Genomic DNA, 16,133 nt, shown 5'->3' with positions numbered 1-16,133 from the left:
TAACTATTATTAAAATATAAATGTCAAGTTTTATTTACATTAATTTTTAAAATTTTAACTATATTTCATTATGAAGTGGATTTATGAGACCGACAAAAGCGGAGAATACCGTTATTCTTTAGGGAAAAAAGGAAAAAATACACTGCTATGCATTGGCGTGAATCCTAGTCATGCGAAACCAGAGGAATATGACGGAACAGTTTCATCCGTGGAAAGAATTGCTAAGCACAACCAATTTGATAGCTGGTTGATGTTAAATCTGTACCCGCAAAGAAGTGCTGATCCAAAGTTATTGCACCAACGAATCATCAAAAAGTATCACGAAACAAATTTAGAGATCATCGAATCTCATTTAGAAAATGATGAGCTAACGATTTGGGCTGCCTGGGGTAACTTAATTGATTCCAGAGATTTCTTAAAGCACTGCCTATCGGATATCTTCAACATGAGCCAATTTTACGATTGTAAATGGTTGTCAGCAGGCGATCCTCTAAAAGCAGGACATCCTCGGCATCCATTATATTTAATAAAAAATACAGTTCTAACCGACTTCGATATGGAACATTATATGGAAAATGTTATTCAACCTGAGGATGATAAATCCTAGCGGCATTTTCATAAATCTCCTCTTTATCTAAGGTCATTGGCTTTAATTCCTTATTGACAAACATTTCCATTTGATCAGTATAATGAGGGCTTTCAGGCTTAGAAGAAGCTCCATAAGGCATAATGGATTCTAATTTTGGTAAACCCTCGCCAAAACGAGCCAATAAAATATAAGACTCTCCAACATAGGTTTTCTCTTTTAATCCATCTCCCAATTTCTTCGAGTACATAGGAGCAATCACATCTGGTAAGCCGTCAATGGGCATCTCTACTTCACCGCGTTTATGCACTTGCAGTTTTTCTAGAGGAACTTCTATGGTACCAAATTCTTCTAATAACTGTGATTTAGATTTTTCAACGATTTCAACTGCTAGTTTCTCGTCAATATCTTTTCCTTTTGCATTATTGATCAAAACTTTCATCAAGCCGGCCCCTATGCTTTTCTTCTCTGCTTTACGATCCCATTTCTGTAGGATCGTCAAATAGTCTTCGATTTCCGGATGCTCCTTTGGGTTCAGTGCAAAAATAATATTTACATCTTCCTCAAATTGAAATTCTTTAGGATACTGAATATCAAATTTGATTCTTTTGAAATCATTATAGCTCAACTTCTCCTCTTGTCTCATTAGATTTTGAAATCGAACGCTTCTATTATTATCAGACAGAGAATAGCCCATCTCTCTAGGATATTTCAATGAATCAAGATTATCAATTTTTCCAGTAGCATTAAAGGGTGTATTATTCATGTTAAATAAATAACCTGAAACGGGATTAGTGTACTGTGGCAATTCACTAAAATCATGAAATTTATTCCAGATAGTAGCAGAAGTATCGCCAGGCAATACTTTATTCCACATAAAATTTGAATTTCTTTTAGGTAGTTTAGCATTGCATACATAAAAAATATTGTGGTCTTTATCAGCGTAAACAATATTAAAATCTGGTAAATGAATTCCAGATAGAGATTTTTTAAAGTCATCCAGATTACTTGCTTTTGTCATCTCATACCACTGTTGAATGGCTTTTAAATCTTGATTGGCTGCAAATACCAATGCAAAATAGCCATGCTTATTTCTTAGTGTCGGACCATAAACACTTTCATAGTAGGTTTTGGACAGCGGAATCGGAAGTCCTAACAATTTAACCTTCAGTTTAGCTTTTTTCTTCTCTAACTGTATTAGATCTCCATCAAAATAATAATGATCTTTCTTTTCCGGATGCATTCTGAGTTGATAAACATCCATTTTATCGGGATGATTGACAGTATGTGCCCATCCCAAGTTCTCATTTACTCCATGAAATATCGTAGGACTGCCTGGAAACAAGGAACCCAACATATTCCAACCTTCTTCACTATTTAAATGCACTTCATACCAACTGGCTGGTCCTTCAAAAGGTTGATGTGAATTTACAGCTAAAAAACTTTCTCCAGTACTCGTTTTATTTTGCGATAAAGCAATCGCATTAGATCCTATTCCCACGTAGGGATTATTAAACTTCTTATTGGCTACCAAATCACCTATCACTTTATCAGCCCCACTCATGGCTGATAGAGAGAGGACAAAAGCAGTTAACATATCATCTTCAGCTATAGGAAACAGTTTTCTGTGCAAAATTTCATCCTGATGATAAACGGCATAAGAATTTATTCCTTGTACATAGCCATTCAACAGTGCTAAAAATTCTGACGAAAGCTCATTCTTTTTATCTTTTACCAATTCAGGCGCGCCAATAAATTGCGTAAAGAAATCTATTCCAGCTCCATCTTTTCCGAATTGCCTGCCAGCCATTAGCTTGCCTGCTAGTAAGGTTGATTGAATAGTTTCAAAATCATCTTCGGAATGGGCCCAGGCTAAACCATAGGCCACTTCTGCATCCGTTTCAGCGTAGATATGGGCAACGCCCCATTTATCACGGACAATGTCAATGTTATCAGGATTGATCTGCGCAAAAGATGAAATGGATAGTAAAAGAAAAACCGTGAAATATAGATATTTCATATATAATGCATGAAGTTTAAACCCTAAATATAGAAATTATCTATAAGCAAATATTTATAAAAAAGTATAATTTATTAATGCACTGAATATCAATATTTTAATGTATCCACATGTATTATCAGTACCACTCTGTTTAACTTATATGAGTTTTCTATTAAACACTTATAACTCTTTTGTAGTTATTGCCGTATATTTGACCTTCAATAAATATATTTAAATGAAAGTAACAGTTTTCAGAAAAGAGCATTTTAACGCTGCACACAGATTGAATAATCCTAATTGGTCAGAGGAGAAAAATCAAAAAATATTCGGTAAGTGTAACAATCCTAATTTTCATGGTCATAACTATGAATTAATCGTTAGAGTAACTGGTGAGGTTGATCCAGAAACTGGATACGTAATGGATATGAAAGTGCTTAGTGACTTAATAAAGGAAACAATTTTGGATAGGTTTGACCACAAAAATCTAAATTTAGATACCACAGAATTCCAAAATTTAAATCCTACAGCTGAAAACATTGCTGTTGTAATTTTTAATTTATTGAGGGAAAAAATAGACCCTAACAAAGAATTAAAAGTTAAACTATACGAAACTGAAAGAAATTATGTTGAATACCCCGCAGAATAAAAAAGATTTGGAAAATATTGATGAATTTGGAGATGATCATGTAGCATCAAATTTTGAAACTCCCTTACGCGCTGATGCATTTGAAATGGATGATGAGCTTAAAATGGAGATGATTGCTAAACATTTTAAAGAGATTATGCATATTCTTGGAATGGATTTGAGTGATGATAGTTTGAAGGGAACTCCACAGCGTGTGGCTAAAATGTATGTAAAGGAAGTTTTTAGTGGTTTAAATCCACTTAATAAGCCAAAGCCAAAGCTTTTTGATAACAAATATAAATACAGCCAAATGTTAGTAGAGAAGGATATAACTTTCTACTCTCATTGCGAGCATCATTTTGTTCCAATTTACGGAAAAGCTCATGTGGCTTATATTTCCAGTGGAAAAGTAATTGGTCTTTCTAAAATCAATAGAATTGTTCAGTATTTCTCAAAAAGACCTCAGGTACAAGAAAGACTAACAGTACAAATCGCTGAAGAATTAAAAGAAGTTCTAGAAACGGAAAACGTAGCAGTTGTTATGGATGCTAATCATATGTGTGTTTCTTCACGTGGTGTTGGTGATACTAATAGTAGAACAGGTACTTCATATTTTGGAGGTAAATTTAATGACGAAGCAACAAGAAGAGAATTTTTGGATTACATAAATTCTCCTAATCACTAATATATTTATATAAACATTTCAATATTAAGCCAGCTATAATATAGTTGGCTTTTTTATTTCCATTGAATAATTTATAATAGTTATAGTTTCATTTAATAAATCAATCAAATCTTCCTAAACATTCACAAGTGTTTAATGTTTATAAGCAAATATTAAACACTAAAATATGTCATTTGAAGATAAAAATATATTAATAGTTGGGGCTAGTTCGGGTATAGGCCTGAGTTTAGCTAAAAAACTTCAAGATAAGGGAGCAAATCTTATACTAGCTTCTAGAACTAAACCAGATTTATCTGGTGATTTTCAATTTATTGAGCTTGATGTATTAGACATAAAGGATGAACTCAATGAGCTTCCTGATACTTTACATGGTTTAGCTTATTGTCCAGGAAGTATTAACTTAAAACCATTTCAAAGCATTAAAGAAAACGATTATCTAAATGATTTCAGATTAAATACAGTGGGAGCTGCCTTAGTCATTCAGAAATCTCTTAAATCTTTAAAAAATGCAAAAGGATCAAGCATTGTGCTATTTAGTACAGTAGCTGCTAATACGGGATTATCATTTCATGCTTCCATTGCTGCAGCTAAAGGGGCTTTACAAGGATTCGGATTAAGTTTGGCAGCTGAACTAGCTAGCAAAAAAATACGAGTGAATTTAGTGGCTCCAAGCTTAACAGATACTCCATTAGCTAAAAATCTATTATCTACTGACGAAAAGAAAGAAGCCTCCGACAAAAGACACCCAATTGGAAGATACGGTAAAGCTGAAGACATAAGCAATGCAGCTGAATTCTTACTTGATAGTGAAAATAGCTGGATTACAGGTCAAATAATTGGAGTTGATGGAGGGATGGAAAGAATTAGAAATATCTAACTTTCTTAAACCTTTAACATAGTTTATTGTTAGTATTTTAATTTTTAGAAAAAAACAATTTTTAACATTATGAGCAACGAAGTAGAAGCTATGAACGACAATTTAGTAACACATCATGAAGGTGAACATGCTAAAATTTCTTTTGTAGAAGGTAAAGCAATAGCTGTTGTAGAAGCAAAGAGTACTTACATACCTATAGAAGAATTTAAAAATATTTTTAATGAAATAGGCAACTTAGTAGAATCTAAAAATATCAAGAAATTAATATTTGATAAGAGAAAGTTAACCGTATTTCATCAACCTTCTATGGAATGGTATTTTACTGAGTGGAAAGAGGATATGTGGCACAAAGGCTTAAAAATACATAGAAAAATATTACCTGATAATAAAGTATTTCAGCAAAGTGTTAAGATAGGTAGAGAAAAAATAAAAGAAGAAAATCCTAATCTTAAATTTAATGAGATGGATATTCAATATAAGAAGGATATTCAAGATGCAATAGATAATTAAAACTAATAATGGCAGATAATACAATGATTCAGCTTAAAGCAGAATTAGAAAATGCAAAAGCCGAAATCAAGCTATTAAAAAATAATTATGAAAGTCAAGTAGGTGGTCTTAAGAAAGAAGTTGCTTATTTGAAAGAACAATTAATGGCTCAACAAGATATGCTTAAAAATGCAGTTGAATACGCAGATAAATTAAGTAAAGAGGTAAAAAACTTAAGAAAAAGGATTGATAAAGGAGATTTTCAAAGCATACATTAATTAACTGATTGAATAAATTATTCAATTTTTAAAACATTTTTGATAAACGGTTAATTACTTATGTATGAGTAGAGTTCCAGAATCATTTTATTTTTACAAAGTACAACTTCAAAGAGCAAAAGAAGAGAAAGAAAGATTAAAAAAAGATTATGAAGCAAAAATCGATAATCTTAATAATGAAATATCTTTCTTGAAAGAACAAATACAAGCTCAACACACTATGATAGAACAATCTGTTGATTATGTCATGAAATTAGAGCAACAAATAAATAGTTTTAATTTCGAGCTTTCGAACGAATGATTAAGTAAAACTTATTATAAATGATTTAACAAATGTTAAATGATATTTACACAAACAAAAAAAGCAGCTTTTTAAGCTGCTTTTTTTGTTTAATTTGATTGCATTATTTTCTTACTGCATAGATTTTAAATACTTATACAAATCACTATCAGTTGATAATATCACAGTTGTTTCATCATTAAAAGTTTTTCTGAAGGTCTCCATTGATTTCATAAAAGAATATAGTTCCCTTGAAGATCCATTCTTATTATATGCATTGGAATAAATAGCAGCAGCCTCGGCATCTGCCTTACCTTTAATTTCTTCAGCTACTCTAAATGCCTCCGATTGAATGCTTTTCAGCTCTCTTTCTTTCTCACCATTAATTCTTGAAGCTTCTCCCTGCCCTTCTGATCTAAACTTATCAGCAATCCTAAATCGCTCACTTTTCATTCTTTCATAAACTTGGGTTCTTACTTCTTCCACATAGTTTATTCTTTTAAAACGGAAGTCTAAAATCTCAATCCCCAGATCTTTGGTTTGAAGATTTGCAGATTTTTGAATGTATTCTTGTATACTATCACGACCAACATTTATTTGAACTAAGCTATCTTCAACAATTTCACTAATCGCCCCACTTGAAATAGGGGTTCTATTACTGGTTCTCACCGCTTCTTCTAAATAATTATTTGCGATAAAATCTCTAGTTTCACCATCCAAAATATCATCTAACCTTGATTGAGCACCTCTTTCGTTGGTTAAACGCTTATAGAATTGTAATGGATCTGTAATTTGCCATCTGGCATAAGTATCTACAAAAATAAACTTCTTATCTTTTGTAGGAACTTGATTAGGATCACCATCCCATTCTAAATAACGCTTTTCAAAAAAGTTCGCAGTTTGAATAAAAGGAATTTTAAAATGAATTCCTGCATCTTTCACGGCATCGCCTACTGGCTTACCAAACTGAGTAATAATTACTTGCTCAGATTCTCTAACTATATATGATCCTTGAGCGATTACGATTAAAGCAACCACTACAATTACTAATATGCTTACTAATGACTTTTTCATAATAATTCTATTAATATTTTATAATGATTACTGATTTACCTTTTTACTTGATTGAGTTGCCATATTTAATAATGGTAACACATTACTGCCCTCTTCATCAGTAATAATTTTATCGCCTAATTTAGGAACCACTTCCTGCATAGTTTCTAAATAAATACGAGTTTTAGTAACTCCAGGAGCTTTTACATACTCTTTGTACAGCTCATTAAATCTAGCTACTTCCCCTTTAGAATTATTCACCCTTTCGGTAGCATAACCTTCTGCCTTTTGAATGGTTTCTTCAGCTTGACCTCTAGCCTTCGGAATTACTTTATTGTATTCAGATTTTGCTTGGTTAATAAGAGTCTCTTTTTCTTGCTGTGCTTCGTTTACAGCATTGAAGGCTGCTCGAACTGGTTCCGGTGGAGTAACGTCTTGCAATACTACTTGCTCAATTCTAACCCCTAATTCATATTCATTTGATAGTTCCTGAATGAGAACCTTCAATTTACCAGCAATCTCGGCCCTACCTACTGTAAGTACTTCATTCACCGTTCTATCTCCTACAATTTGCCTCATTCCTGATTCAGAAATATCTCTCAGCGTATTTTCTGGGTCTCTTACTTTAAAAAGATAATTGTAAGGATTGTCAATTCTGTATTGTACTACCCACTCTACGTCTGCTAAATTTAAATCTCCTGTTAACATTAATGATTCACCTTCAGCTCCTCTTTTCGTAAAGGTAGATTGAATACCTGCACTAGTAGTTCTGAAACCAAATTCTTGTTTTTGTTGACGCTCAACTGGAACCTTTGTAACTGATTCCACAAAGGGAATTTTAAAATTTAAACCAGGTTCAAGTGTTCTATTATATGCACCTAATCTGGTTACAACTCCTACTTCTTCAGCACCTACCTGAAAAAACGTACTAAATATTGCTACTACTACTACAAGTGCTACAATTATCAGTCGTATATTTTTGATTATTTTTTGAAAGGACTCTTTTGCTTTGTCCCCATCAAATTCAAATTCTGCCATAATTTTATATATTGGTTAATTGTTTATTAATTTATTATTCTCCCCACTTCCATTCATTACCTAATTCTAACTCTTCTTTTAAACCTTGATCGATTAAGAATTGCTTCGTTTGCTCAAAGTTTAATTTCTTAGCCGGGATTTCATCTAAATTTGCTAATTCCCATAAGAACATAGCTGAGAAACGTACGGTGTTCTCAAGATGTTCCTTATTTACCAATGAAAAGTCATCTCCATTGGAATGATAATAGCTGTATACTTTTCTTTCTAGATTGCCTACTAAACCAACAACTGGAACACCTTCCATCATAAATGACTGATGATCAGAATGAAGCCCAGCTTTGCTTGTATTTTCATTTTCATAGGTTGAATCAACTGCTTTAATATCCTTTCCTATTTTATCATAAATAGACACCATCTGATCTCTACCAGATGCATTATAACCTTTAGGATTTCCACTCATATCAATGTTCATCATGTATGCTACATTCTCTAAACCATCGTTTTCATTTAGCATTTTAACCATTTGTTTTGAACCTAATAGCCCTTGCTCTTCCCCCATGAACATTACGAATTTTATATTTCTTTTCGGCTCAAGGTTTAAAGCTTTGTAGGTACGCGCTATATCTAAAATTGCAGCAATACCAATTCCGTTGTCAATTGCTCCCGTTGATAAATCCCAACTGTCTAAATGACCCCCAATTATAATATCTTCATCTGATTTATCTTTCGCAGGTAAAGTAGCAATTACATTTCTAGATTTAATTACCTCACTTTTATTGCTCATTTGAATATGAGCAACCAACTCTTCACCTTCTGCAAGTTGTTTTTTCAACTCCATCCCCTTTTCATAACTAATACAAACAGCAGGAATATCAATTAAACTCCCTGTAACAGACGCTGTCCCTGTTAATAAAACACCACCAGGAACTTGATTTATAATAATAATTCCTTCTGCTCCATACTCAATAGCTAAAGCTGTTTTTTCTGATCTATGAATATTTTTCAATCCTTCAGGGCTTCCATCTAAAATCCCAATGTACACTAAAGCAATTTTGCCTTTCACTTCATCCTTCAAACTGTCAAAATCAGCTCTTAAACCATTATTGACATCAATCAATTCAAATTCTGAATCAGCTGAAACCGGTGAATGACCTAATGATACCACCTCTTCAATTTCCTCATCATTTATTTCAAGATGAACAGTATCTCTGGCCCAAGCTTCCACTTCAAATTCATGGAATTCAACTTGATCATATCCATATGATTTCAATAGATCATAGGTATATTGCTCTGCTTCTTTACCATTTTCTGAACCCGTCAATCTATGACCAATTTCAGAAGTAATAGTCTGAAGATTAGAATATGCTTTACTATTTTGCTTAACTTCATTGTTAATAGAAGCCAAAACATTTTCCTCCTCTTTTTGATTCTTCTGGCAGGATGTAAATGCAATAAGCACTAAGTTAATAAGTAAAAGATTTGCTGTTATTTTTAGGTTTTTCATATGTTAATATTTTGAAAATTGAATTTAAGCAAAACTTATTAGAATACTGTAATTAAAGTCATACAACAGAAACAAATACTATGGATATTGAATTTTGGATGAAAATGGCAATTGATCTCGCTAAAGAAAGTAAAACTCCATATGGAGCTATTATAGTTGATCCTGAAGGACAGCACGTGAGTGCTTATAATACTACTATTCACGATGGAGCAGTTGCGCATGCAGAAATCAATGCTATTCAAAAAATGAAACAATTAGATTATGACAGAGCAGAAGAATTAACCTTAATTACTACTGTGGAGCCTTGCCCTATGTGTATGTCAGCGATAATTTGGGCTGGAATTGGTGAAGTGATTTACGGATGTGATATTCCAACTGCTGCGAATTATGGAAAGCAAATTAATATACGATCTAAAGCGGTTGCTGCTGAAGCTTGGTATGCCCCTATTATTTCAGGAGGAGTTCTTGAAGAAGAATGTCAAAAATTATTTGATTCTAATTAATGTCCTCTGAAATGGAATTATAATTATTGTCGATATAGTTCTTAAAACTTAAAAATTCTTCCAATTGATGATCAGGCAATCTTCTTGATTGCATATTTTCATAGTATTCATAAAAATCAGAATCGCAGAGTTTTTCCTTTAGCATCAATCTCAACAAATAGCTTCTTTGGCAAATTTTAAGAAAGTTAATAGGCTTTTGTATACTTCTAAAAATAATATCTTTTAAATAATTTGATATTTGATTGAGATTAGAATAGTTATCAAGCCATGAAAATCCACTTTTAATTAAAGCATTTTCTAGCTCATGCAGCACTTTATCTAACTCTACGAAATTTTGTATAAAGTGCCTTTTTGTACCTAATTCACCGACATTATAAAGACTTTCCCAATAAGTTAAAGTTAGCTTCTCAGATGATTGATTATTAAAAGATAAAATATACTGCTCTATCTGTTTAATAATAATACCCAATTGTAGTTCCAACATAAAACCATCATTATAAGGAGTGCAGTTTACAATAACACACTTTTTAATACCTTTTGATTCTTGTTGAAATAAATCAAATCCGTTCAGTTTTTCATAATGAAAATCATTTAAAAAATTCTCTAATCTTTGAAAAACTAGTTCATTCATTAGCTTACCTTTTTATTGAAAAATTCAAATGCTCGTTCTTCTGCATAAGTGTATGGCGATTTCTTCTGTAGAAAACCAACATGACCACCATATTTTGTCAACTCCAGAGAAATATTTTGATTTTGTTCTGCTATATTTTTAGGATAGCAATCTCCTGTTAGCATAGGATCATTTAGTGCATTTAAGATTAAAGTTGGAATATTAATATCCTTTAAATATGGATAGCATTGAACGTTATCATAAAAATCTTGGGCATCCTTAAAGCCGAATATTTTTGCACTATAATGTGTATCAAATTCATGAAAGCTATTAAAATCTTTCCAGGGTTTAATTTCTAAAAGGCCTGGAAACTGTTCATTCTTAGCTCTCAGTTTCAAATCTAGTTTTCGCATGAAGCGGTTTTGATAGAACTTATTCTTTTTCAGAGCAAGCATTTTTGAGCTGCTCGACAAATTGCATGGAACACTCACCGCCATCGCAGCCTTTATCTCTGGATAAAGATTATTAGAATTTTCACCTACATATTTTAAGGTCAGACTTCCTCCCATACTAAAGCCAATCAAAACAATTTCTTTATAATTATGAAATCTGGCCTTTTGAACCACTTCTTCTACATCTTGCGTAAAGCCATGATGATAAAGAAATTCCTTTTTATTCATTTCTCCACTACAGCTTCTACAATTCCAGGCTAATACATCCCAATTATTTTGACTAAATAGTTTAGCAATTCCTAAAATATAAGGCCTATCAGAACTCCCTTCTAGCCCATGTGAGGCTATTATTAATCTGGAATTGTCGTTTTGAATCCAGTCAATATCCAAAAAGTCATCATCACGGGTTTCAATTCGTTCCCGCCTATAATTTACTCCTTTAACTTTTCGTAAAGCACTGGGAACAATAGTTTCTACATGCTGATTGAACAGGTAAAATGGGGGCTTATATTTATTATTTTGAATTATGGGCATTCTTATATTATTATCAAAACATGAAGATAATAAACTGTTTTCTCTGATATTACTAAACATAAAAAAACCTGATTGTTTTCAATCAGGTTATAAATAATTTTGAATCTTATAATTAGGCCGATTCAGCATGATTTCTGCTTTTCATTTCATATTGATAAAGCCATTCTTTACCGTCCTCTACAGAATCAAATAATTTCATTTTTCTTCCAGTTGCTGTTATAATTGAATTTAAAATTAAAGTAGACAACTTACTTAAACCACAAACAACCGTTACTTTTACTTTTGGATTATTTTTCTTTACAGTTTCCTTAATTTTAGATAGTAAATCTTTATTGAACCTTGCATTAGTAGCATTTACGCAAGATAAAACTGATTTTTCTGGAAACTGAGCAACTAACTTCTGAACTGAATCAAATGCAGGTATAGCATCTGCTCCATCACAATTTTCAATATCAGTGTATACTATTTTGACATCTTTATAGTCAATTACTTTGCAATAGGACATAGTGAATAAATTTTGAATAAGTTTGAGTTCAAATAATTCACCAATAAAGTAAATAATTTATTAAAATAGAAACATTTAAACCTATTATTATTCAATAAGTGCAAATTAAAATTGAATTTCACATATAGTCTAGCAAGATCCAAATAAAAAGCATCTTATAGGCCTGATTTGAAAAATTTAAACTGTATAATTTTTAATTTACTTCAGTGTGGTTACACAAGATGCTCGTACTGGTATGCCCGCTCCCTAAGCAATTTGGACAATACGTGTAAAGTTCTTTTTCCCCTTCACAAACTGGACAAATATTTATTCCCTTTCCTTTGCATTGGTAACACGTTTTATAACTACGATTCCCCATAGCACCTAATTGAATCAAAACACCATCGCCACTGCAAGCTGTACAACCTACTTTTCCTTTTGCTGCACAATAATCACACTTTTTAAGTAGTTGTTTTTCTCGATTACATGTTGAACACTCTTCAAGCCTGTACCCACTTAAATCACAATACTGACAACTTAGACTTTTATTTAATTGCAACTTCAAAAGTTCTTTTAGTTGCTCAGCATTTTCATAATAGGTTCCTGCTTTACCCATTATCTCAAAATATTTCTCTAAGAAACTTTGGCTATTTTGGTATTGTCCTACTTCATATAAAGTTTTGGCAAAAAGGTAGGGCATTTCTGAGGGAAGCTTAACACCTAATTTTAAAATTTTACGGAACTGAATATTGGCTTCTTCATAATCACCACTATTCATTGCTTTTTGAGCATTTTCGTAATAAAAATTAAGGGATTCTGACTGATTTTGAGAATAAACTAAATTGACCTTTAAAAACAAGGAGAGTGTAAAAATGAATATAAAAAGATACCTCATTATAAAAATTATGAAACTAGGTTATTGAATGATTTTATAACGTCCAAAATTAAGAAAGATTCATTCTAGACCCTAAAAATTAACCCCCAACTATTTCTTTTAAATTATTGATAAGTCCTTCCCATACGTCATATTGCTCCTCATCATCTTCAAAATCCGAATAATCAACCACTTTCATATACATTGATTGTGTCAATTCATTTTCATCTAAATGTATTTCTATATAAGCAGGATCATCTTCCTCCCCTTCATCAGGAAACTCAAATTTTACATACTGATTTAAACGATGCCCCACCATTATCGCACGGTGATCTTCTTCATCATATATAAAGTTATACTCTTTATCCTCATTAATATTTACATCATCTGCAAACCATTGCGCTAGCCCACTTGCTGAACTTATATAGGGGTATAGCATCTTCTTAGATGCGTTTATTTCGAAATCACCTGTAAATTTTTTCAAAGCCATGTTCCTTAAGTTTTTGATGTTGATAAGTTATGATTAAAAATGATATATCACAATAAATTCTTTTTCAATTTTTTTTTGGATTTTGAAATCATAATTCATTATGTTTGCACTCCATTTCGGACAAGGGATAAATCAAAAGGATTTAAACAGGTATTAAATTTAATTGGAGAGGTAGCTAAGTTGGTTAGAGCGCAGGATTCATATCCGCTAGCTAGCGGACGGCAGTTCAAATCTACTTCGCTTCTAAGAAAGTGAGATTAATTTAATGAAAATATTTGGCGAGGTAGCTCAGTTGGTTAGAGCGCAGGATTCATAACCCTGAGGTCGGCAGTTCAAATCTGCTCCTCGCTACTATTTTAAGGCAACTTCGGTTGCCTTTTTTGTTATATTGAATCATGTTTGATGTATATGTCCTATATAGCCCTAACCATAAAAAAATTTACATCGGGTATACCTCTGATCTTAAAAGTAGAATAGATAGCCATAATATCTATTCCAACAAAGGCTACACTAAAAAGTACAGACCCTGGGATATTCTATATACTGAACAATTTTTATCTAAAAGTGATGCTTTGAAAAGAGAGAAACAACTTAAATCCGCTAAAGGAAGAGAGTTTATTTGGAACCTAGTAAAAGAAAAACACAAAGTCTAATCGCTGTAGTTGATTAAAATGAGCGCAGGATTCCTATCCGCTAGCTAGCGGACGGCAGTTCAAATCTGCTCCTCGCTACTATTTTAAGGCAACTTCGGTTGCCTTTTTTGTTATATTGAATCATGTTTGATGTATATGTCCTATATAGCCCTAACCATAAAAAAATTTACATCGGCTATACCTCTGATCTTAAAAATAGAATAGATAGCCATAATATCTATTCCAACAAAGGCTACACTAAAAAGTACAGACCCTGGGATATTCTATATACTGAACAATTTTTATCTAAAAGTGATGCTTTGAAAAGAGAGAAACAACTTAAATCCGCTAAAGGAAGAGAGTTTATTTGGAACCTAGTAAAAGAAAAACATAAAATCTAATCGCTATAGTTGATTAAAATGAGCGCAGGATTCCTATCCGCTAGCTAGCGGACGGCAGTTCAAATCTGCTCCTCGCTACTATTTTAAGGCAACTTCGGTTGCTTTTTTGGTTGATGTGTCAAAAAAAAGGTAGTGACATCACTACCCTTTTTTATTAATTTTATTTTAAGACTGACTTAATTACAATACTTATTATATAAATCCTCTGCGCCATCATACCCTATATTTTTTGCCATTTGAATATCATTACATCCACCAGACTGATTTAAATGAATCTTCAAAGCCCCTCTATATAAATACGCTTCGGCATTTTTGTTATCATTGTTAATAGCAATATCATAATACTCCATTGCATTTTCTACCTTTCCAGACTTATGATAGGCTCTGGCAAGTAATGTTGCCGCTTGAGATGAGTTAGTATTGAGTTTATATGCTTTTTCAAACTGAAAAGCAGCATTCTCAAAATCTTTTTGTCGGTAATAATCCTTCCCCAAACTCAAGTAGGCATTTTCATTTCTAGGATTTATATCGATAACTTTTTTATAATCCAATATCGCTTTCTGGAACTCACCTAATTCCTCGTATGCTCGCCCTCTATTATAAGTAGCAATTTCATGCGAAGGCTTCATTTCTAAATGCTCATTATAAAACTTAATCGCTTTCTTATATTCTCCTGAATTATAAAACGAATTTGCTTTTTCTAGAGCATCTTGATCTTTACAAGAAGTAAAAATTAAAAGGAATAATAATATGAAAGATAAATTCTTCATTATATGATTTAAAATTTTAAAACTGCGAAATTAATTGAAATGAATGGAATATCTAAGAAATGAGCAATTAGTTATAATGTCAATTGCTCATATCGAAATTTATAGGATATTTTATTTTCCTAAAGGATGTGATTTCTAGACCTCCTGAACCCACATAAAGCTCAGCATTAATTTTTAAAGGTATCTTATTTTTATCTGCAGAAAACCAACCTAATATTGAGTTCTCCCCATCGAATATTTTAGTCTCTGGCATTACAGGAGTTACTTTATGTGCTCTAACTTTCCCAATGGGTAATTCAATGGTTTCATCTCCTAAATAAACAATCTCTAAGTTGTAAAAAGTATCCTCAAAAAAAGCAGGGATGGTAATGGTATCATTAGGCATTAATGTATCAAAATTGACAGCTCTAAAGTAGGCGAAACCACTGATTAAATCTCTTATTTGAGGAGGAAATTGATAATACTCAGGCTCTTTAAAAGCTGAATCTTTCCTACCCATACTTTTAATTTCTAACATCTGAGAATTATGGTCATATTTTACCACTTCATTTTTTCTATACTTACCTTCTTTTATATTTCGATAAGCCATGTGTGGTACTAATGAAGCGGTATCTATGTAACCTCCCCAATGATCATCAATCTTCGCTACCCAATCTACCATACCTGTAGTTTTGGCTCTAACATCAACTTTGTATGCCGCTCTATTATTTATTTTATATGGGTTTTTATGAACTTTAAGTTGGCCCTTACCTACAGTAAAAAAACTATAATAGATTTTATATTCAATTTCCTCTCCAGGCTCAAAAGGAATATCCTTTATAACTGGAAAATCCTCTGTTGGAATTTCTGTAAATAGGTCTTCATATCCTTTTTGACTGAAAACAGAAAACACTATAAAGTTTACAAAGCAAAATAAAATCAACTTCTTCATATAAACACCTACTCAAATAAAATGCCAAATGTAAA

Annotated in this window: 21 protein-coding genes and 1 tRNA gene; 11 read left to right on the top strand and 11 right to left on the bottom strand. The window is 32.3% G+C overall.

Features of this window, described 5'->3' with window-relative positions; genetic code table 11:
• The first annotated feature begins 70 nt into the window (after positions 1-70).
• Positions 71-607 (top strand): DUF1643 domain-containing protein, encoded by a 537-nt coding sequence (locus QYS47_RS08935; RefSeq protein WP_302125849.1) that lies wholly within the window; start codon positions 71-73, stop codon positions 605-607.
• On the opposite strand, the gene QYS47_RS08930 is transcribed toward QYS47_RS08935, so the two are convergent.
• Positions 579-2,606, bottom strand: coding sequence for a penicillin acylase family protein (locus QYS47_RS08930; RefSeq protein WP_322345612.1), 2,028 nt, complete (start codon positions 2,604-2,606; stop codon positions 579-581). The genes QYS47_RS08935 and QYS47_RS08930 overlap by 29 nt on opposite strands.
• 217 nt (positions 2,607-2,823) lie before the next feature.
• Between QYS47_RS08930 and QYS47_RS08925 the strand changes: the two genes are divergently transcribed.
• The 6 genes from QYS47_RS08925 (at position 2,824) to QYS47_RS08900 (ending at position 5,843) form a co-directional block, all read left to right on the top strand.
• Entirely contained in the window at positions 2,824-3,234 is a 411-nt protein-coding gene (locus QYS47_RS08925) for a 6-pyruvoyl trahydropterin synthase family protein (RefSeq protein WP_302125853.1), read from the top strand.
• A complete protein-coding gene (gene folE / locus QYS47_RS08920; RefSeq protein WP_308356921.1) occupies positions 3,212-3,898 on the top strand; it encodes a GTP cyclohydrolase I FolE in 687 nt (228 codons plus the stop codon). The genes QYS47_RS08925 and folE overlap by 23 nt, the downstream gene beginning before the upstream one ends.
• A 166-nt stretch (positions 3,899-4,064) precedes the next feature.
• On the top strand, positions 4,065-4,775 hold the full coding sequence (locus QYS47_RS08915) for an SDR family NAD(P)-dependent oxidoreductase (RefSeq protein WP_322345607.1): 711 nt from the start codon (positions 4,065-4,067) through the stop codon (positions 4,773-4,775).
• Positions 4,776-4,844: 69 nt separating this feature from the next.
• On the top strand, positions 4,845-5,285 hold the full coding sequence (locus tag QYS47_RS08910) for a hypothetical protein (protein ID WP_308356923.1): 441 nt from the start codon (positions 4,845-4,847) through the stop codon (positions 5,283-5,285).
• 8 nt (positions 5,286-5,293) lie between these two features.
• Entirely contained in the window at positions 5,294-5,542 is a 249-nt protein-coding gene (locus QYS47_RS08905) for a hypothetical protein (RefSeq protein WP_302100281.1), read from the top strand.
• A gap of 64 nt (positions 5,543-5,606) precedes the next feature.
• Entirely contained in the window at positions 5,607-5,843 is a 237-nt protein-coding gene (locus tag QYS47_RS08900; protein WP_322345605.1) for a hypothetical protein, read from the top strand.
• 111 nt (positions 5,844-5,954) lie between these two features.
• On the opposite strand, the gene hflC is transcribed toward QYS47_RS08900, so the two are convergent.
• Genes hflC through QYS47_RS08885 form a run of 3 tightly spaced genes read right to left on the bottom strand, consistent with a single transcriptional unit; the run spans position 5,955 to position 9,417 of the window.
• Positions 5,955-6,896 (bottom strand): protease modulator HflC, encoded by a 942-nt coding sequence (hflC, locus tag QYS47_RS08895; RefSeq protein WP_308356925.1) that lies wholly within the window; start codon positions 6,894-6,896, stop codon positions 5,955-5,957.
• A 27-nt stretch (positions 6,897-6,923) separates the two neighbouring features.
• Complete coding sequence (gene hflK / locus QYS47_RS08890; protein WP_308356926.1) at positions 6,924-7,913, bottom strand: FtsH protease activity modulator HflK; 990 nt, start codon at positions 7,911-7,913, stop codon at positions 6,924-6,926.
• Between the two features lie 34 nt (positions 7,914-7,947).
• Complete coding sequence (locus tag QYS47_RS08885) at positions 7,948-9,417, bottom strand: M20/M25/M40 family metallo-hydrolase (protein ID WP_322345603.1); 1,470 nt, start codon at positions 9,415-9,417, stop codon at positions 7,948-7,950.
• Positions 9,418-9,497: 80 nt separating this feature from the next.
• On the opposite strand from QYS47_RS08885, the gene QYS47_RS08880 reads away from it, so the two are divergent.
• Positions 9,498-9,920, top strand: coding sequence for a nucleoside deaminase (locus QYS47_RS08880; protein WP_302100276.1), 423 nt, complete (start codon positions 9,498-9,500; stop codon positions 9,918-9,920).
• On the opposite strand, the gene QYS47_RS08875 is transcribed toward QYS47_RS08880, so the two are convergent.
• The 5 genes from QYS47_RS08875 to QYS47_RS08855 all read right to left on the bottom strand — a co-directional run bounded on the left by QYS47_RS08875 (position 9,913) and on the right by QYS47_RS08855 (position 13,364).
• Positions 9,913-10,551 carry a hypothetical protein gene (locus QYS47_RS08875; protein WP_308356928.1) on the bottom strand — a complete coding sequence of 213 codons (639 nt, stop codon included), beginning with the start codon at positions 10,549-10,551 and terminating at the stop codon, positions 9,913-9,915. The genes QYS47_RS08880 and QYS47_RS08875 overlap by 8 nt on opposite strands.
• Positions 10,551-11,576, bottom strand: a complete 1,026-nt coding sequence (locus QYS47_RS08870; RefSeq protein ID WP_322345600.1) for a YheT family hydrolase — start codon at positions 11,574-11,576, stop codon at positions 10,551-10,553. The genes QYS47_RS08875 and QYS47_RS08870 overlap by 1 nt, the downstream gene beginning before the upstream one ends.
• Before the next feature lie 52 nt (positions 11,577-11,628).
• Positions 11,629-12,021: a hypothetical protein gene (locus tag QYS47_RS08865; protein ID WP_322345598.1), complete on the bottom strand. Its 393-nt coding sequence runs from the start codon at positions 12,019-12,021 to the stop codon at positions 11,629-11,631.
• Positions 12,022-12,214: 193 nt separating this feature from the next.
• Positions 12,215-12,895, bottom strand: coding sequence for a molecular chaperone DnaJ (locus tag QYS47_RS08860; RefSeq protein WP_322345596.1), 681 nt, complete (start codon positions 12,893-12,895; stop codon positions 12,215-12,217).
• A 79-nt stretch (positions 12,896-12,974) separates the two neighbouring features.
• Positions 12,975-13,364 (bottom strand): START-like domain-containing protein, encoded by a 390-nt coding sequence (locus QYS47_RS08855; RefSeq protein WP_302100269.1) that lies wholly within the window; start codon positions 13,362-13,364, stop codon positions 12,975-12,977.
• Positions 13,365-13,641: 277 nt separating this feature from the next.
• Between QYS47_RS08855 and QYS47_RS08850 the strand changes: the two genes are divergently transcribed.
• The 3 genes from QYS47_RS08850 to QYS47_RS08840 all read left to right on the top strand — a co-directional run bounded on the left by QYS47_RS08850 (position 13,642) and on the right by QYS47_RS08840 (position 14,397).
• Positions 13,642-13,715 (top strand) — tRNA-Met (locus QYS47_RS08850).
• Between the two features lie 44 nt (positions 13,716-13,759).
• A complete protein-coding gene (locus QYS47_RS08845) occupies positions 13,760-14,017 on the top strand; it encodes a GIY-YIG nuclease family protein (RefSeq protein ID WP_322345594.1) in 258 nt (85 codons plus the stop codon).
• A gap of 122 nt (positions 14,018-14,139) precedes the next feature.
• Entirely contained in the window at positions 14,140-14,397 is a 258-nt protein-coding gene (locus QYS47_RS08840) for a GIY-YIG nuclease family protein (RefSeq protein WP_302125869.1), read from the top strand.
• 176 nt (positions 14,398-14,573) lie between these two features.
• Here QYS47_RS08840 and QYS47_RS08835 read toward each other — a convergent pair whose 3' ends face one another.
• Both QYS47_RS08835 and QYS47_RS08830 read right to left on the bottom strand, forming a co-directional pair.
• Positions 14,574-15,167, bottom strand: a complete 594-nt coding sequence (locus QYS47_RS08835; RefSeq protein ID WP_322345591.1) for a tetratricopeptide repeat protein — start codon at positions 15,165-15,167, stop codon at positions 14,574-14,576.
• A 79-nt stretch (positions 15,168-15,246) separates the two neighbouring features.
• Complete coding sequence (locus QYS47_RS08830) at positions 15,247-16,098, bottom strand: DUF3108 domain-containing protein (protein WP_308356934.1); 852 nt, start codon at positions 16,096-16,098, stop codon at positions 15,247-15,249.
• Positions 16,099-16,133: the final 35 nt, after the last annotated feature.

This window comes from Marivirga arenosa, assembly GCF_030503875.2.
In the GTDB taxonomy this organism is placed as follows: Bacteria; Bacteroidota; Bacteroidia; order Cytophagales; family Cyclobacteriaceae; genus Marivirga; species Marivirga arenosa.
This window is presented reverse-complemented; position numbering and strand designations above follow the sequence as displayed.

Excerpts from the sequence above, each read along its gene's own strand:
- QYS47_RS08930 (WP_322345612.1), bottom strand. The coding sequence starts at position 2,606 with ATGAAATATCTATATTTCACGGTTTTTCTTTTACTATCCATTTCATCT.
- QYS47_RS08905 (WP_302100281.1), top strand. The coding sequence starts at position 5,294 with ATGGCAGATAATACAATGATTCAGCTTAAAGCAGAATTAGAAAATGCA.
- QYS47_RS08830 (WP_308356934.1), bottom strand. The coding sequence starts at position 16,098 with ATGAAGAAGTTGATTTTATTTTGCTTTGTAAACTTTATAGTGTTTTCT.
- QYS47_RS08845 (WP_322345594.1), top strand. The coding sequence starts at position 13,760 with ATGTTTGATGTATATGTCCTATATAGCCCTAACCATAAAAAAATTTAC.
- QYS47_RS08855 (WP_302100269.1), bottom strand. The coding sequence starts at position 13,364 with ATGGCTTTGAAAAAATTTACAGGTGATTTCGAAATAAACGCATCTAAG.
- QYS47_RS08935 (WP_302125849.1), top strand. The coding sequence starts at position 71 with ATGAAGTGGATTTATGAGACCGACAAAAGCGGAGAATACCGTTATTCT.
- QYS47_RS08840 (WP_302125869.1), top strand. The coding sequence starts at position 14,140 with ATGTTTGATGTATATGTCCTATATAGCCCTAACCATAAAAAAATTTAC.
- QYS47_RS08880 (WP_302100276.1), top strand. The coding sequence starts at position 9,498 with ATGGATATTGAATTTTGGATGAAAATGGCAATTGATCTCGCTAAAGAA.
- QYS47_RS08860 (WP_322345596.1), bottom strand. The coding sequence starts at position 12,895 with ATGAGGTATCTTTTTATATTCATTTTTACACTCTCCTTGTTTTTAAAG.
- QYS47_RS08910 (WP_308356923.1), top strand. The coding sequence starts at position 4,845 with ATGAGCAACGAAGTAGAAGCTATGAACGACAATTTAGTAACACATCAT.
- hflC (WP_308356925.1), bottom strand. The coding sequence starts at position 6,896 with ATGAAAAAGTCATTAGTAAGCATATTAGTAATTGTAGTGGTTGCTTTA.
- QYS47_RS08900 (WP_322345605.1), top strand. The coding sequence starts at position 5,607 with ATGAGTAGAGTTCCAGAATCATTTTATTTTTACAAAGTACAACTTCAA.
- QYS47_RS08915 (WP_322345607.1), top strand. The coding sequence starts at position 4,065 with ATGTCATTTGAAGATAAAAATATATTAATAGTTGGGGCTAGTTCGGGT.
- QYS47_RS08870 (WP_322345600.1), bottom strand. The coding sequence starts at position 11,576 with ATGTTTAGTAATATCAGAGAAAACAGTTTATTATCTTCATGTTTTGAT.
- folE (WP_308356921.1), top strand. The coding sequence starts at position 3,212 with ATGTTGAATACCCCGCAGAATAAAAAAGATTTGGAAAATATTGATGAA.
- QYS47_RS08875 (WP_308356928.1), bottom strand. The coding sequence starts at position 10,551 with ATGAATGAACTAGTTTTTCAAAGATTAGAGAATTTTTTAAATGATTTT.
- hflK (WP_308356926.1), bottom strand. The coding sequence starts at position 7,913 with ATGGCAGAATTTGAATTTGATGGGGACAAAGCAAAAGAGTCCTTTCAA.
- QYS47_RS08835 (WP_322345591.1), bottom strand. The coding sequence starts at position 15,167 with ATGAAGAATTTATCTTTCATATTATTATTCCTTTTAATTTTTACTTCT.
- QYS47_RS08925 (WP_302125853.1), top strand. The coding sequence starts at position 2,824 with ATGAAAGTAACAGTTTTCAGAAAAGAGCATTTTAACGCTGCACACAGA.
- QYS47_RS08885 (WP_322345603.1), bottom strand. The coding sequence starts at position 9,417 with ATGAAAAACCTAAAAATAACAGCAAATCTTTTACTTATTAACTTAGTG.
- QYS47_RS08865 (WP_322345598.1), bottom strand. The coding sequence starts at position 12,021 with ATGTCCTATTGCAAAGTAATTGACTATAAAGATGTCAAAATAGTATAC.